Here is a 13,929-nt window from a genome sequence, read left to right on the forward strand (position 1 = left end):
CCCCATCAACCGGCGATGTCGATTCCCGCCAAGATCCTGGTGATCGAGGATGATCCCGCGATCCGTCGCCTGCTGCGCGTCACGCTGGAACGCGCCGGCCATGCCGTCGCCGAGGCGGGAACCGCGCGAGAAGGGCTGTCGCTGCTGGGCATCGAGAAGCCGCAGGTGGTGCTGCTCGATCTCGGCCTGCCCGATCGCGACGGGTTGGAGCTTGTGCAGCTCATCAAGGGGCAGCTGCAGGCGACGGTGATTGTCGTCTCGGCGCGCGAGGAGACCGCGGAGAAGGTCGCGGCGCTGGATCTCGGTGCCGACGACTATCTCACCAAGCCGTTCGACACCGAGGAATTGCTCGCCCGCGTCCGCGCCGGGCTGCGCCACCGCCTCGACGCGCGCGGTGCCGAGCATCGCGTCGAGGCGGGCGAGGTGGTGATCGACCTCGACAAGCGCCGCGTGACGCGCGGAGGCGAGGAGGTGCATCTCGCGCCCAAGGAATATGGTGTGCTGGCACTGCTCGCCCAGCGGCCCGACCGGGTGCTGAGCCACGCGCAGATCCTGCGCGAGGTGTGGGGGCCGGCGCAGGCCGATCGCGTCGAATATCTCCGCATCGTCGTCCGCGCGCTCCGCCAGAAGCTGGAGGCGGACCCGGCGCGGCCGGTGCTGATCGTCAACGAACTGGGCGTGGGATATCGGCTGCGGCCGGAATAGAGGTTACTGCCCGCCGCCCCAGTGGCCCCGGCCGCCGCCGCCCATGCGCCCGCCCATGCCGTGTCGCAGCCGCTCCAGCGCATCGAAGCGGGCCTGCTGATCGGGCGCCAGCGTGGCGCGGAAGGTCTGCGCGGCGGCCATCCGGGCCTGCATCCAGCCGCTGCGATCGCCGCCGCCATCGGGCGGCGTCATCGCGCCGAGGAACTGGTCGAGCGCCGGACGCTGGTCGGGCCGCAGGCCGAGCAGCAGCGCCATGTCGTCCGCGCGCCCCGCCGCCGTCTGCGCCGGGTCCATGCCGGGCGACGGAGCGGGATCGGCGGCGTAGCCCGTGCCGGTGATCAGAACGGCGGCGGCGAGCGCGCCGAACAGGGTGTTGCGCATGGGGCATCCTCGTTTGTGGCCACGCTTTGCTCGCGTGGCTTTGTGTCGGGCGAATGTCCGCTGCCCGGCACGGCTGAAATCCTGTGCACACATGGCGAGTCCATGCGCTAGACTATGAATATGGCTGTGCTCCCCGACCGAACCGTCGCCACGCTCGCCCATCTACTGGTGGTGGACGACGATGCCGGCATCCGCGTGCTGCTCGCCGAACGGCTCGGTGCCTACGGTTACCGGGTAACCACGGCGGCCAGCGTCGCCGAGATGGACCGGGTGCTCGCCCGCGACACGATCGACCTGATCCTGCTCGACGTGATGATGCCGGGTGAGGACGGGCTGTCGGCGTGTCGCCGTCTGGTGCAGCAGGGCGGCCCGCCGGTGATCATCCTGTCCGCGCTGGGCGACGAGCAGGATCGCATCGTCGGGCTGGAGATCGGCGCCGATCATTATCTGTCCAAGCCGTGCAGCCCGCGCGAGATCCTGGCCCACGTCCGCGCACTGCTCCGCCGCAGTGCGGCGGCCGAGACGTCTTCGGACGATCGGCGCGGCTTTGTCTTCGATGGCTGGCGGATGGACCTCGATTCGCACGAACTGCTCGATCCCGAGGGCGTGCTCGTCCACCTGTCCGACGGCGAGTTCGCGGTGCTGCGCGCCTTCGTCGAGCATCCGCGCCGGGTGCTGACCCGCGAGGCGCTGCTCCACGCCGCGCGCGGGCCGGATTCGGATGCCTTCGATCGCGCCATCGACGTGCAGGTCAGTCGGCTCCGTCGCAAGCTGCGCGCCGGCGAGAGCGACCTGATCCGCACCGTGCGCAACGAGGGCTATCTGTTTGTCCCGAAAGTCACGCCGACGTGAGGGCGCAACGGTGATGCTCGGCCGGGCATGGGGGCGCCCGCCATTGTTCCTGCGGATCTTCGGGGTGATGCTGGCGGCGCTGATCGCGGCGCAGCTGCTCGATTTCGCACTGCTCGTGTCCGTCCCGCCGCCGACGCCGCGCCTCTATCCGATCGCGGAGGTGGCGGAACTGCTCCATGGCGATGCCCCGCACGACACCGCCACTTACCGCGTCACCGAGACCACCAAGACGCCGGACGACGATGACGATCCGCGCACCCGCCGCCAGCGCGCGCAGCTGGCCCAGCGGCTCGGCGCGGGGCAGGCGGACGTGCGGCTCGATTTCGATCGGCCTCCGCTGTTCCTCGGTGGCCCTATGCGTCGCCCCCAGCATTGGAAGGACGAGCAGCGCGACCAGCTGCTGTTCGGCCATTTCGTCGCCTCGTTCCATCTGCCCGACGGGCGCTGGCGGGTGGTGCGCCCGGCCAGCCACGGGATCGAGCCGTGGCATTGGCGGATGCTGCTCTGGCTGTTCGGGCTGCTCGTCGCGGTGGCGCCCTTCGCCTGGTGGGTGGCGCGGCGTGTCGCCCAGCCGATCGGCCTGTTCGCGGATGCCGCCGGACGGCTCGGCCGCGATCCGCGCGCGGACCCGATGCCGGTCGAAGGGCCGGCCGAGGTCGCGGCCGCGGCCTCCGCCTTCAACGAGATGCAGGCGCGCATCCGCCGCTACGTCGACGATCGCGTGACGATGGCGGCGGCGATGGCGCACGATCTGCGCACGCCGCTGATGCGCCTGTCGCTGCGGGTCGAGAAAGCGGGGCCGGAACTGCGCCCGGCGATGGAGGCCGACATCGCGGAGATGCGCGAGATGATCGGCGCGGCGCTCGCCTTCGTGCGCGACATAGGCCGCCCGCCGCGTCGCCAGAAGCTCAGCCTGCGCGCGCTGGTCGAAAGCGTTGCCGACGAGATGGCGGATATCGGCGCCGACGTGATGGTGGAACTGGGCGACGATATCGTCATCGAGGCGGACGTCGCGGGCCTGAAGTCGCTGCTCGCCAACCTGATCGGCAACGCCGTCGCCTATGCGGGCCAGGCGCGAGTCCGCATCGCGCGGCCTGCCGGTCATGCGCTGATCGAAGTGGCGGACGACGGACCGGGCCTGCCCGACGACATGCTGGAGCGCGTGTTCGAGCCGTTCTTCCGCGCCGAACCATCCCGCAACCGGGAGACCGGCGGCAGCGGCCTCGGCCTCGCGAGTGCGCGGGCGGTGGCGCGCGCGCACGGCGGCGACATCACGCTCATCAATCGCGCCGAAGGCGGTCTGCTGGCACGGGTGCTGCTGCCGCTTTGAAAGGGGCGCGGGGGGCGCTATCGCCGCCATGACAAAACAAAGGGAATCGTGATGCGGACGCTGATTGTATCGTTGGGGGCGCTGCTGCTTTCGGGAACGGCGCTGGCCGATCCGCCGCAAACGGCGCCCGCGTCGGCACCGGCTCCCGCCAGCGACATCACGGTGAACGGCGCGGCGCAGAAGCCGGCGGTCACGCCGCTCGGCGGCGGCCACATCTTCATCAGCCCGATGGGCGAGCCGTTCCACACCGACAATGGCGTGTCGGCGGCAGAGCAGTGGTTTCGCGGCGCCGATGCCAACCACGACGATCGCATCACGCCCAAGGAGTTCGTCGACGACGCGATGCGCTTCTTCAAGGTGCTCGATCTCAATCACGATCACATCATCGATCCCGACGAGATCGAGAATTACGAGAGCGTGATCGCGCCGGAGATCCGCGTGCTGAGCACCTATGGCGATCCCAATCTCGCCAAGCAGGACGATGACGGCAACGTCACCGATCCGCCCTATCCGACGCGTCTCGGCGCCGGTCGCTTCGGCTTCCTCGACGCCCCCGAGCCGGTGGTGACGGCGGACACCAATTTCGATCGCGCGATCAGCGAGCAGGAATTCGCGACGACCGCGCTCAAGCGGTTCAAGATGCTCGACGTCAATGGCGACGGCGTGCTCACTCGTGACGAACTGCCCCGCCTCGATGTCCATCCGGAACGCCGCAACGGCCGCGGCAACCGGGATATCCAGGGCGGCGGCGGGCATCGCCACCACGGCGGCGGTGGCGGCATGGGCGGCGGCGGTATGGGTGGTGGAATGGGCGGCGGTGGCGGCTTCGGCGGCTGAGGCCGCTCAGGCCAGTACCGTCGCCAGGAACCAGATCCGGGTCGCCTGCGTGCGCATGATCGGCGCGCGGCAATAGCGGCAGACACCGCGATGGACGTCGCCGTCGCTTTCCTTGCGGGCGGGTACGGGGGTGTGCTTGCCGATCCGGCAGCGCTCGGCGCGGGTGAGGCGGGCCATCGTCGTCTCCTTCCATGTGAGAAGACGTGGCCCGCGCTCCTTTCCCTTGAATGTCGCGGTGTTACAAATTGTTCAGCTTGGCAGCTTGCCGTCGAGGAAGCCGATGATCGCCGAGAAGTCCTTGGTGGCGCCGCCCGAATTGGCGAAGGCCTGGTAGAGCGATTCCGCCGCCGCGCCCATCGGCGTTGCCGCATCGACGCTGTGCGCGGCGCCCAGCGCGAGCTTGAGGTCCTTGAGCATGAGGCCCGCCGCGAATCCGCCTTCGTAGCCGCGATCGGCCGGGCTTTCCGGGCCGACGCCGGGCAACGGGCAGTAGGAGTTGAGCGACCAGCTCTGGCCGGTGGCCTTCGACGCGATGTCGAAGAAGGTCTGCGGATCGAGGCCGAGCCGCACCGCCAGCGCCAGCCCCTCGCAGGTGCCGACCATCTGGCTGGCGAGGATCAGGTTGTTGCAGATCTTGGCCGACTGGCCGGCGCCGCTCGCGCCGGCATGGATCACCGCCTTGCCCATCTTGGCGAGGATCGGCTCTGCCTTGGCGAAGGCGCTGTCCGTGCCGCCGACCATGAAGGTAAGCGTGCCGCCGTTCGCCGCTGCGATGCCGCCCGAAACCGGCGCGTCGACCGCCTCGAAGCCGAGCGCCGTGGCCTTCTCGGCGTTGCTGCGCGCGGTGGCGACGTCGATGGTCGAGCAGTCGATCAGCAAGGTGCCGGGCGCGATGACGCCGAACAGTTCTTCGTAGACGCCCGCGACATGCTTGCCGGCGGGCAGCATGGTGATGACCGCCTCGACGCCCTTTGCGGCCTCGACAGCGGAGGTGGCAGTGCTGCATCCGCCTTCCTTCGCGCGGGCCAGTGCGGCTTCGGCCAGGTCGAAAGCGACGACCTCATGCCCCGCCTTGGCGAGATTGAGCGCCATGCCGCCGCCCATGTTGCCGAGCCCGATGAAACCGATCTTCGCCATATGTCTCTCCTCGTTGTTTCCCCTCCCGCTTGGGGGAGGGGTTAGGGGAGGGGATGGCGAAACGCAGCTGCGCCCTCCCCCGACCCCTCCCGCAAGCGGGAGGGGAGGTGGCTCACTTGCCCTTCCATTCCCCCTGCCGCTTGGCGACGAAGGCGCTCATGCCTTCCATCTTGTCCTCGGTGGCACACAGGCCGGCGAACAGGCGGCGCTCGAACAGGATGCCCTGCTGCAACGTCGTCTCGAACGCGGCGTTGACCATTTCCTTGTTGGCGATGGCGGCCAGCGGCGGCATCGCCGCGATCGCCTGCGCGGTCTTCAGCGCCTCCTCGATCAGTTGATCGGCGGGGACGACGCGCGCGACGAGATTGGCGCGCTCGGCTTCCTCGGCGCCCATCATCCGGCCGGTGAGGCACATCTCCATCGACTTGGCCTTGCCGATCGCCCTGGTCAGCCGCTGCGATCCGCCCATGCCGGGGGCTACGCCCAGCTTGATCTCGGGCTGGCCGAACTTGGCGGTGTCGGCGGCGATGATGAAGTCGCACATCATCGCCAGCTCGCAGCCGCCGCCGAGCGCGAAGCCCGCGACCGCCGCGATCACGGGTTTGCGCGTGCGGGTGAAATCCTCCCAGCCACCGAAGAAGTTGGTGGCGTAGGCGTGGGCGAAGCCCATCGATTCCATCTGCTTGATGTCGGCACCCGCCGCAAACGCCTTCTCGCTGCCGGTGACGACCATGCAACGCTGTTCCGGGTCGGCATCGTAGGCGCGCGCCACCGCCACCATGTCGGCCAGCACCTGTGAATTGAGCGCGTTCAGCGCCTGCGGGCGGTTGATGCGGACGAGGGTGACGGCGCCGTGCTTCTCGACCAGCAGCGTCTCGTAGGTATCGCTCATTGCTTCATCATCTCCCGTGCGACGATCATCTTCATGACCTCGTTGGTGCCTTCGAGGATGCGGTGGACGCGCAGGTCCCGCCACAGTTTCTCGATCGGATAATCCTGCAGATAGCCGTAGCCGCCGTGCATCTGGAGCGCACGATCGACCACCGCCGATCCGGTATCGGTGGCGAGGCGCTTGGCCATGGCGGCGAACCTGGTCTTGTCGTGGCTGCCCGCCGTCACCTTGGCGGCCGCCATGTAGAGGAGCGCGCGCGCCGCCTCCAGCTCGGTCGCCATGTCGGCGAGGCCGAACTGGGTGTTCTGGAAATCGACGATCCGCGTGCCGAACTGGCGGCGCTCGGACGTGTATTTCAGCGCCTCGTCGAGCGCGCGCTGCGCGCCGCCCAGCGAGCAGGCGCCGATGTTGAGCCGCCCGCCGTCGAGGCCGGACATCGCGATCTTGAAGCCATCGCCCTCATTGCCGACGAGGTTCTCCACCGGCACGCGCACGCCGTCGAAATTGACCTGCGCGGTCGGCTGCGAGCGCCAGCCGAGCTTCTTCTCGTTGGCGCCGAAGGAGACGCCCGGCATATCCTTCTCGATCACGAGGCAGGAGATGCCCTTGGGGCCGTCCTGCCCGGTGCGGACCATGACGACGTAGATCTCGTTCTCGCCGCCGCCCGAGATGAACGCCTTGGAGCCGGTGACGACATAATGGTCGCCGTCCTTCACCGCCCTGGTCTTGAGCGCGGCGGCGTCGGAGCCGGAACCCGGCTCGGTCAGGCAATAGGAGGCGATCGTGTCGCAGGTGACGAGGCTCGGCAGGTACTTCGCCTTCACGGCCTCGCTGCCGAACGTGTCGATCATCCACGCGGCCATGTTGTGGATGGAGATGAAGGCGCTGGTGGAGGGGCAGCCATAGGCCATCGCCTCCATGATCAGCGCCGATTCGAGCCGCCCGAGGCCGATTCCGCCGGACTCCTCGCTGACGTAGATCGCGCCGAAGCCGAGCTCGGCCGCCGCCTTCACCGTGTCGCGCGGGAAGATGTGATGCTCGTCCCACTCCGCCGCGTGGGGCGTGATGGCGTCTGCGGTGAAACGACGGGCGAGTTCCTGGATCTCGCGCTGGTCGTCGGTGAGGTCGAATTGTCCCGTCATCTTTTCACTTTCGTCATGCCGGACTTGATCCGGCATCCAGAGCCACGAACAATGCCCCATGCCGAAGCAGCCCGCCGTCTATATCCTCGCCAACGACCGGAATGGCACCCTCTATATCGGCGTCACATCCGATCTGATGGCGCGCCTCTATCAGCACCGCGCCAAGGAGATCGAAGGCTTCACCAGCCGATACGAAGTCTCCCGCCTCGTCTGGTTCGAGATGCACGAGACGATGGAGAGCGCAATCCTGCGGGAAAAGCAGCTCAAGAATTGGCGCCGCATCTGGAAGATCGAGCTTATCGAGGCAGACAACCCGCTGTGGCGCGATCTCGCCGAAGATCTCGGTTTCGATCCTCTTGCGTCACCTACCCCTTCTTCGTCATCCTGACGAAAGTCAGGATCCAGAGCCTCAAACGAAGCCGCCTGTGGCTCTGGATCCCGGATCAAGTCCGGGATGACGGGTGAAAGACGCATCAGCCGCCTTCTCACCCCATCGTGGGGATGACGAAGCTGCTGTCGCCCTGGGCGGAGCCGTCGGGCCAGCGGCCGGTGACGGTCTTGACCTTGGTCCAGAACTTCACGCCTTCCATGCCGTGCTGGTTGGTGTCGCCGAACGCCGAGCGCTTCCAGCCGCCGAACGTGTGGTAGGCGACCGGCACCGGGATCGGCACGTTGATACCGACCATGCCGACATTGACGCGCGCGGCGAACTCGCGGGCGGCGTGGCCGTTGCGCGTGAAGATCGCGACGCCGTTGCCGTACTGGTGCTTGGAGGGAAGGGCCACCGCCTCCTCGAAATCCTTGGCGCGGACGATCTGGAGGACCGGGCCGAAGATTTCTTCCTGATAGGTGCGCATGTCGGTCGTCACGCGATCGAACAGGGTCGGGCCGACGAAGAAGCCCTCCTCATGGCCCTGCAGCTTGAAGCCGCGCCCGTCGATGACCAGCTCGGCGCCCTCGTCGATGCCCATCTGGATGTAGTTCTCGATCTTCGCCTTGTGCGCGGCGGTGACCACGGGTCCGTAATGCGCATCCGGATCGGTCGAGACGCCGACGCGCAGCGCCTCGATCGCCGGTATCAGCTTGGCCTTGAGCCGCTCGGCGGTGTCCTCGCCCACCGGCACCACCACCGGCAGCGCCATGCAGCGCTCGCCCGCCGAACCGAAGGCGGCACCGGCGAGATCGTTCACCACCTGATCGAGATCGGCGTCGGGCATGACGATGCCGTGATTCTTGGCGCCGCCCATCGCCTGCACGCGCTTGCCGGCCGCGACGCCACGCGAATAGACGTAGTGCGCGATGTCGGACGAGCCGACGAAGCTGACGGCCGAGATCGCCGGATGATCGAGGATCGCGTCGACCATCTCCTTGTCGCCATGGACGACCTGCAGGATGCCCTCGGGAAGCCCCGCCTCGCGGAACAGCTCGCACAGCATGTTGGGCACCGACGGGTCGCGCTCGGACGGCTTCAGGATGAAGGCGTTGCCGGTGGCGATCGCGACGCCGGACATCCACAGCGGGATCATCGCCGGGAAGTTGAACGGGGTGATGCCCGCGCCGATGCCGAGCGGCTGGCGGAAGCTCCACACGTCGATGCCGGGGCCGGCCCCTTGCGTGAACTCGCCCTTCAGCACGTGCGGGATGCCGCAGCAGAATTCGATCACCTCCAGGCCGCGCTGGATGTCGCCCTTGGCGTCGGCGATCACCTTGCCATGTTCGGAGGAGAGGACATGGGCGAGCTTGTCCATGTCGCGCTCGACCAGTTCCTTGAACTTGAACATCACGCGGGCGCGGCGCTGCGGGTTCACCGCGGCCCAGGCGGGCTGCGCGGCCTGCGCGGCGGCGATCGCCTTCTCCAGATCGGCCTGCGTGCCGAGCGCGACGCGCTTCTGCACCTTGCCGCTGTTGGGATCGAAGATGTCGCCGTAGCGGGCGGCTTCCGTCTCGGTGGCACCTGCGATCATGTGGCCGACGTCGTGCATCTGCGACTCTCCTCGATTGTCGTTTCCACCGCCATGGGCCTATGCAGAGGCGCAGGCAAGATCGCCGAACTGCAAGGCAAGGCTGCAAATATGCAGGACGAGGAGCGGACACGATGAACTGGGACGACATGCGCGTCTTCCTCGCGCTGGCGCGTTCGGGAACGCTGGCCCGTGCCGCCGCGCTCGTGGAGCAGGACGCGACCACCGTGGCGCGCCGCATCCAGCGGCTGGAGGCGGCGCTGGCCACCACCCTGTTCGAGCATGGCGCCACCGGCCAGACCCTCACCGAAAGCGGCCACCGCCTGCTCGCCCATGCCGAGGCGATGGAGGCGGGTGCGCGCGCGGTGGCGCAGCAGGCGGAGAGCGGCGCGGGGCTGGGCGGCACGATCCGCATCAGCGTGTCGGAAGGCTTCGGCATGGGCTTCATGGCGCCGCGCCTGCCCGGCTTCACCGAAGCGCATCCGGGCATCGCGCTCGATCTGATCGCGTCGACCGGCTTCCTCAATCCCTCCCGGCGCGAGGCGGACATTGCGATCATGCTGGCGCGGCCCAAGGGCGGGCCGTTGATCGCGGCCAAGCTCACCGACTATCGGCTCGGCGTCTATGCGAGCGCGGATTATCTTGCGGCGACCGGGCCGGTGGAAAGCGTCGAAGCGCTGACCCGGCGGCGGCTGGTCGGCTATGTGCCCGACCTGATCTTCGCGCCCGAGCTGCGCTATCTCGCCGAGGTGGACGAGCGGCTGGAGCCGGCGATCCGCTCCTCCAGCATCTCCGCCCAGGCCCTGCTGATCGCCGGCGGGGCGGGGTGCGGCATCCTGCCCTGCTTCATGGGCGACCGTCATCCGGCGCTCGTCCGCCTGCTGGCGCAGGAGGTCGCGATCGAGCGGAGCTTCTGGCTGGTCGTCCATCGCGACATGCGCCGCGTCGCGCGGATCGAAGCGTTCATCGGATGGCTGCGCGAGGAAGTCTCGGCGGCGCAGCCGACCCTGCTCGGCAAGGCGTTCAAAAAGTAGGTTGAAAAACATTGCGAGCCATATCATTAGGAAACTAATGAATTTGGATCGATATGCCTTGGAGGCCGCTTTCGGGCGCCGCATCCTGCCGCTGTCGCGCCGCTGGCGTGCGGCGGCCGACCGCGCGCTGGCCGATTCCGGCCTGTCGAGCGCCGCAGGTTGGGCCTTGCTTCATGTGGGGCGATTGGGTGACGATGTCCGCCAGGCGGAGCTCGTCGCGGAGCTGGACATGCAGGGGGCGTCGGTCGTTCGGGTACTCGATCAGCTGGAGGCGTCGGCGCTGCTCAGCCGCACGCCCGACGTCGCCGACCGCCGCACCAATCGTGTCCGCCTGACGGAGAGCGGTCGCGCGCTGGTCGAGCGGATCGAGGAGGCGCTGGCGGCGCTGCGCCGCGATCTGACGGAAGGTGTGCCGGATTCGGCGCTGGCGGTGGCCGAGGGCGTTCTGCAGCTGATCGACCAGCGGATGCTCCTGCTGCGCGAGCGCGCCCGGTGAAGACGCTGGTCCGGGCGGATGCGGATGCCGTCCTCTTCTCGGTCAAATGCTTCGTCGCCGCGATGCTGGCTTATTATGTCGCGCTGCGCATCGGCCTGAACCGGCCGTTCTGGGCGGTGGTGACCTCCTACATCATCGCGCAGCCGCTGTCCGGCGCCGTGCTGTCCAAGGCGGTGTTCCGGCTGGCGGGCACGGTGCTCGGCGCCAGTGTGTCGGTGCTGCTGGTGCCGACTTTCGTCAATGCGCCGGCGGTGCTCACCCTCGCGCTGTCGCTATGGCTGGGGTTGTGCATCTATCTCGCCCAGCTGGATCGCACGCCCCGCGCCTATGTCTTCCTGCTGGCGGGCTATACGGCGAGCATCATCGGTATCCCCAGCGTCCAGGTGCCGGGCACGATCTTCAACACGGCGATCCTGCGTGTGCAGGAGATCACGATCGGGATCCTGTCTGCCAGCCTGATCCATGGCATCATCTTTCCCCGATCGGTGACGTCGCTGCTGCTCAAGCGGATCGACGCGATCCTGGCGGACGCCCGGCGCTGGTCGATCGCCTCGCTCGCCGGCGCGCGCGAGGCGCGGCTCGATATCGAGCGGCGCAGGCTCGCGATCGACGTCGCCGAACTGCACCAGCTGTCGATCCACCTCCCCTTCGATACCGAGCGGATCCTGCCGCGGGTGCGCACCGTGCGCGCCCTGCAGGACAGGCTGTCGATGCTGCTGCCGCTGGCCTCGACCATCGAGGATCGGCTGGCCGAACTGGAAGGCTGCCCCGGCGGCGTGCCCGAGCCGGTCTCGGCGCTCGTGACGCGGGTCCGCGGGTGGATCGATCAGGAATGTGCCGGCCCCGATCGCGAGGCGTCGGCCGACGCGTTGATCGCAGAGGCGCGCGCGCTGGAGCCGATCGCGCGACAGACGCCCGAAACCGGGCCGGAGACGACCCTCGTCTGGCGCGACATGCTGCTGCTCAACCTGCTGTCGCGCCTCGCCGAGCTGGTGGCGTCGCTCCGCGACGCGCATCTGCTGCGCGATCAGGTCCGCTCGCCGAGTTTCACCGCCATTTCGCCGCGCATCCCCGAGCTGCTCCGCGCGACCAGCCGGCGCCCGCTGCATCTCGATCGCGGGCTGGCGATGCGATCCGCCTTCGGCACGATCGCGACGATCGCGATCGGCTGCACCTTCTGGATCGCGACGGCGTGGAAGGATGGCGGCGGCGCGGTGCTGATCGCGGGCATCGCCTGCGCGCTGTTCGGCGGCTTCGACAATCCGCGCGCGGCGATCGGCAGGATGCAGCTCGGCTCCACCATCGGCCTCGTCGCGTCGATCTTCTATGCCTACACCGTGCTGCCGCGCGTCACCGATTTCGTGACGCTGGCGGCGGTGCTGGCGCCGATGCTGCTGATCATGGGCGTGATGATGGGCAAGCCGACGACGGCGGCGGTGGGCGTCGGCTTCCTGATCGGCTTTCCGGCGACCGTCGGCCTCAACGCCAGCTACACGCCCGATTTCGGCCCGCAGTTCAATGGCGCGATCGCGCAGTTCATCGGTATCGGTTTCGCCATGTCGACGGTCGGCCTGTTCATCACGATCGGTGCGGAGGATCGCTTCGCGCGGCTCGCCAAAGCGGGCTGGCGGGATGTGGCTCGCCGCGCGCGGGGCCGGGCGCCGGATGGGGCGCGCTGGATGGCGCTGATGCTCGATCGGGTCGGGCTGATGCTGCCGGCGATGGGCAAGGGCGTCGACCCCGGCAAGCCGCTGCTCGATGCGCTGCTCGACATGCGCATCGGCTTCGTCGCGGGTGAGCTCGACCTGCTGCGCAAGGGCGCGACCGAGGAGGAGAGGGTGCTGATCGCCGAGACGCTCGGCAGCGTCGGCGACCACTTCGCCCACCTGCGCGCGTCGAAGGCGGGGCCGCCGAAGCCGGAGGTGCTGGACGACATCGATCGCGCGGTCGCCGTCTTCGCGCGCGACGAGGAGCCGTCGCGCCGCCGCGACGGGCTGATCCTGCTCACCAGTCTGCGCCGCAACCTGTTCCCGGCGGCGCCGGCCTACGGAGCGGCGGCATGATCGGCGAAATCTCGATCGGCGGGGTCTTCTTCCCGCCCCTGCTGCTGTTCGGCCTGCTCGCGCTGGGCGTTACCGGCGTGCTGAGCCGACTGTTCCAGATCATCGGCGTCTACCGTTTCGTCGCCTACCGGCCGCTGGTCGATCTCGCCCTCTTCATCCTCCTGCTCGGCCTCGCCGTGCTCCTCACCGCGCATCACGGACTGCAATCATGAACCCCATCGTCTCCGCCGTGCTGCGCTGGATCGTCACCGCGCTGATCGTCGTCGCCGCCATCATCGTGGCGATCGCCCTGTGGCGCCGTTACGAGACCGATCCGTGGACGCGCGACGGCCATGTCCGTGCCGACGTAGTGCGCGTCGCGCCGGACGTCGGCGGGCTGGTCACCTCGGTCGCGGTCCGCGACAACCAGATCGTCCACAGGGGCGACCTGCTCTTCGTCGTCGACATGCCCCGCTATGCTGATGCGCTGGGCCAGGCGGATGCCAGCATCGCCAGTGCGCGCGCCAAATACGATCAGGCGCAGAAGGTGGCGCGCCGCGACATCGCGCTCGGCGATCTCGTCGCGACCGAGACGCACGAGGAGAATGTCGCCGCCGTGCAGACCGCCAAGGCCGCGCTCGACGCCGCGATCTCGGCCAAGCAGACCGCGCAGCTCAATGTCCACCGCACCACGGTGCGCGCCTCGGTCAACGGCATCGTCACCAATCTCGATCTCCACCCCGGCGATTATGTCGGGCCGGGATCGCAGGCGATGGCGCTGGTCGATACCGATTCGATCCGGATCGAAGGCTATTTCGAGGAAACCAAGCTCCGCCACATCCATGTCGGCGACAAGGCGCGCATCCGCCTGATGGGCGACGAGCACGACATGGACGGCCATGTCGACAGCATCGCGGCCGGCATCGCCGACGACCAGAGCAAGAGTACCGCGAACCAGCTGCGCGAGGTCGACCCGACCTTCTCCTGGGTGCGCCTCGCCCAGCGCATCCCGGTGCGTATCCACGTCGATCGCATGCCGGTCGGCACCCAGCTGATCGCGGGCCGCACCGCGACCATCACCATCCTGCCCGAGCCGGGCCAGACGAAGTGAGGCGCGCTT

The 13,929-nt window shown here is 68.5% G+C and carries 16 protein-coding genes; 10 read left to right on the forward strand and 6 right to left on the reverse strand.

The window, feature by feature from the left end; all coding sequences use genetic code 11:
* The first annotated feature begins 15 nt into the window (after positions 1 to 15).
* Positions 16 to 705 (forward strand): response regulator, encoded by a 690-nt coding sequence (locus QGN17_RS17875; RefSeq protein WP_281045956.1) that lies wholly within the window; start codon positions 16 to 18, stop codon positions 703 to 705.
* Positions 706 to 708: 3 nt separating this feature from the next.
* On the opposite strand, the gene QGN17_RS17880 is transcribed toward QGN17_RS17875, so the two are convergent.
* Positions 709 to 1,086 (reverse strand): hypothetical protein, encoded by a 378-nt coding sequence (locus tag QGN17_RS17880; protein WP_281045957.1) that lies wholly within the window; start codon positions 1,084 to 1,086, stop codon positions 709 to 711.
* A 120-nt stretch (positions 1,087 to 1,206) separates the two neighbouring features.
* Here QGN17_RS17880 and QGN17_RS17885 point away from each other — a divergent pair, with 120 nt between their 5' ends.
* The 3 genes from QGN17_RS17885 to QGN17_RS17895 are packed head-to-tail and all read left to right on the forward strand — an operon-like array spanning position 1,207 to position 4,105.
* A complete protein-coding gene (locus tag QGN17_RS17885) occupies positions 1,207 to 1,938 on the forward strand; it encodes a response regulator (RefSeq protein ID WP_281045958.1) in 732 nt (243 codons plus the stop codon).
* Between the two features lie 13 nt (positions 1,939 to 1,951).
* Positions 1,952 to 3,268 (forward strand): sensor histidine kinase, encoded by a 1,317-nt coding sequence (locus QGN17_RS17890; RefSeq protein WP_281045959.1) that lies wholly within the window; start codon positions 1,952 to 1,954, stop codon positions 3,266 to 3,268.
* 51 nt (positions 3,269 to 3,319) lie between these two features.
* On the forward strand, positions 3,320 to 4,105 hold the full coding sequence (locus QGN17_RS17895; protein ID WP_281045960.1) for a hypothetical protein: 786 nt from the start codon (positions 3,320 to 3,322) through the stop codon (positions 4,103 to 4,105).
* 6 nt (positions 4,106 to 4,111) lie between these two features.
* Here the strand turns inward: QGN17_RS17895 and QGN17_RS17900 are convergent, their stop codons facing one another.
* The 4 genes from QGN17_RS17900 to QGN17_RS17915 form a co-directional block, all read right to left on the reverse strand.
* The gene (locus QGN17_RS17900) at positions 4,112 to 4,282 is read right to left on the reverse strand and encodes a hypothetical protein (RefSeq protein WP_281045961.1); all 171 of its coding nucleotides are present in this window, start codon (positions 4,280 to 4,282) and stop codon (positions 4,112 to 4,114) included.
* A gap of 72 nt (positions 4,283 to 4,354) precedes the next feature.
* Positions 4,355 to 5,242 carry a 3-hydroxyisobutyrate dehydrogenase gene (gene mmsB, locus QGN17_RS17905; RefSeq protein ID WP_281045962.1) on the reverse strand — a complete coding sequence of 296 codons (888 nt, stop codon included), beginning with the start codon at positions 5,240 to 5,242 and terminating at the stop codon, positions 4,355 to 4,357.
* A gap of 112 nt (positions 5,243 to 5,354) precedes the next feature.
* A complete protein-coding gene (locus tag QGN17_RS17910; protein ID WP_281045963.1) occupies positions 5,355 to 6,134 on the reverse strand; it encodes an enoyl-CoA hydratase-related protein in 780 nt (259 codons plus the stop codon).
* Positions 6,131 to 7,276, reverse strand: a complete 1,146-nt coding sequence (locus QGN17_RS17915) for an acyl-CoA dehydrogenase family protein (RefSeq protein ID WP_281045964.1) — start codon at positions 7,274 to 7,276, stop codon at positions 6,131 to 6,133. Before QGN17_RS17915 ends, QGN17_RS17910 begins: the two co-directional genes overlap by 4 nt.
* A gap of 58 nt (positions 7,277 to 7,334) precedes the next feature.
* Here QGN17_RS17915 and QGN17_RS17920 point away from each other — a divergent pair, with 58 nt between their 5' ends.
* Positions 7,335 to 7,664: a GIY-YIG nuclease family protein gene (locus QGN17_RS17920; protein ID WP_281045965.1), complete on the forward strand. Its 330-nt coding sequence runs from the start codon at positions 7,335 to 7,337 to the stop codon at positions 7,662 to 7,664.
* A gap of 97 nt (positions 7,665 to 7,761) precedes the next feature.
* On the opposite strand, the gene QGN17_RS17925 is transcribed toward QGN17_RS17920, so the two are convergent.
* Positions 7,762 to 9,258 (reverse strand): CoA-acylating methylmalonate-semialdehyde dehydrogenase, encoded by a 1,497-nt coding sequence (locus QGN17_RS17925; protein WP_281045966.1) that lies wholly within the window; start codon positions 9,256 to 9,258, stop codon positions 7,762 to 7,764.
* Between the two features lie 113 nt (positions 9,259 to 9,371).
* Here QGN17_RS17925 and QGN17_RS17930 point away from each other — a divergent pair, with 113 nt between their 5' ends.
* From QGN17_RS17930 to QGN17_RS17950, 5 genes are read left to right on the forward strand one after another with little or no spacing between them, the layout of a single operon-like run.
* Positions 9,372 to 10,271: a LysR family transcriptional regulator gene (locus QGN17_RS17930; RefSeq protein ID WP_281045967.1), complete on the forward strand. Its 900-nt coding sequence runs from the start codon at positions 9,372 to 9,374 to the stop codon at positions 10,269 to 10,271.
* A gap of 37 nt (positions 10,272 to 10,308) precedes the next feature.
* Complete coding sequence (locus QGN17_RS17935; protein WP_281045968.1) at positions 10,309 to 10,767, forward strand: MarR family winged helix-turn-helix transcriptional regulator; 459 nt, start codon at positions 10,309 to 10,311, stop codon at positions 10,765 to 10,767.
* Positions 10,764 to 12,830 (forward strand): FUSC family protein, encoded by a 2,067-nt coding sequence (locus tag QGN17_RS17940; protein ID WP_281045969.1) that lies wholly within the window; start codon positions 10,764 to 10,766, stop codon positions 12,828 to 12,830. The genes QGN17_RS17935 and QGN17_RS17940 overlap by 4 nt, the downstream gene beginning before the upstream one ends.
* Positions 12,827 to 13,042: a DUF1656 domain-containing protein gene (locus QGN17_RS17945; RefSeq protein WP_281045970.1), complete on the forward strand. Its 216-nt coding sequence runs from the start codon at positions 12,827 to 12,829 to the stop codon at positions 13,040 to 13,042. Before QGN17_RS17940 ends, QGN17_RS17945 begins: the two co-directional genes overlap by 4 nt.
* A complete protein-coding gene (locus tag QGN17_RS17950; RefSeq protein WP_281045971.1) occupies positions 13,039 to 13,920 on the forward strand; it encodes an HlyD family efflux transporter periplasmic adaptor subunit in 882 nt (293 codons plus the stop codon). Before QGN17_RS17945 ends, QGN17_RS17950 begins: the two co-directional genes overlap by 4 nt.
* Positions 13,921 to 13,929 lie beyond the last annotated feature (9 nt).

The sequence above is a fragment of the Sphingomonas oryzagri genome (assembly GCF_029906645.1).
GTDB lineage: Bacteria > Pseudomonadota > Alphaproteobacteria > Sphingomonadales > Sphingomonadaceae > Solisphingomonas > Solisphingomonas oryzagri.

What these genes read in the sequence shown, in the direction of transcription:
- QGN17_RS17880 (WP_281045957.1), bottom strand. Translation starts at nt 1,086, where the DNA reads ATGCGCAACACCCTGTTCGGCGCGCTCGCCGCCGCCGTTCTGATCACC.
- QGN17_RS17875 (WP_281045956.1), top strand. Translation starts at nt 16, where the DNA reads ATGTCGATTCCCGCCAAGATCCTGGTGATCGAGGATGATCCCGCGATC.
- QGN17_RS17920 (WP_281045965.1), top strand. Translation starts at nt 7,335, where the DNA reads ATGCCGAAGCAGCCCGCCGTCTATATCCTCGCCAACGACCGGAATGGC.
- QGN17_RS17945 (WP_281045970.1), top strand. Translation starts at nt 12,827, where the DNA reads ATGATCGGCGAAATCTCGATCGGCGGGGTCTTCTTCCCGCCCCTGCTG.
- QGN17_RS17890 (WP_281045959.1), top strand. Translation starts at nt 1,952, where the DNA reads ATGCTCGGCCGGGCATGGGGGCGCCCGCCATTGTTCCTGCGGATCTTC.
- QGN17_RS17900 (WP_281045961.1), bottom strand. Translation starts at nt 4,282, where the DNA reads ATGGCCCGCCTCACCCGCGCCGAGCGCTGCCGGATCGGCAAGCACACC.
- QGN17_RS17910 (WP_281045963.1), bottom strand. Translation starts at nt 6,134, where the DNA reads ATGAGCGATACCTACGAGACGCTGCTGGTCGAGAAGCACGGCGCCGTC.
- QGN17_RS17935 (WP_281045968.1), top strand. Translation starts at nt 10,309, where the DNA reads ATGAATTTGGATCGATATGCCTTGGAGGCCGCTTTCGGGCGCCGCATC.
- mmsB (WP_281045962.1), bottom strand. Translation starts at nt 5,242, where the DNA reads ATGGCGAAGATCGGTTTCATCGGGCTCGGCAACATGGGCGGCGGCATG.
- QGN17_RS17895 (WP_281045960.1), top strand. Translation starts at nt 3,320, where the DNA reads ATGCGGACGCTGATTGTATCGTTGGGGGCGCTGCTGCTTTCGGGAACG.
- QGN17_RS17925 (WP_281045966.1), bottom strand. Translation starts at nt 9,258, where the DNA reads ATGCACGACGTCGGCCACATGATCGCAGGTGCCACCGAGACGGAAGCC.
- QGN17_RS17915 (WP_281045964.1), bottom strand. Translation starts at nt 7,276, where the DNA reads ATGACGGGACAATTCGACCTCACCGACGACCAGCGCGAGATCCAGGAA.
- QGN17_RS17950 (WP_281045971.1), top strand. Translation starts at nt 13,039, where the DNA reads ATGAACCCCATCGTCTCCGCCGTGCTGCGCTGGATCGTCACCGCGCTG.
- QGN17_RS17930 (WP_281045967.1), top strand. Translation starts at nt 9,372, where the DNA reads ATGAACTGGGACGACATGCGCGTCTTCCTCGCGCTGGCGCGTTCGGGA.
- QGN17_RS17885 (WP_281045958.1), top strand. Translation starts at nt 1,207, where the DNA reads ATGGCTGTGCTCCCCGACCGAACCGTCGCCACGCTCGCCCATCTACTG.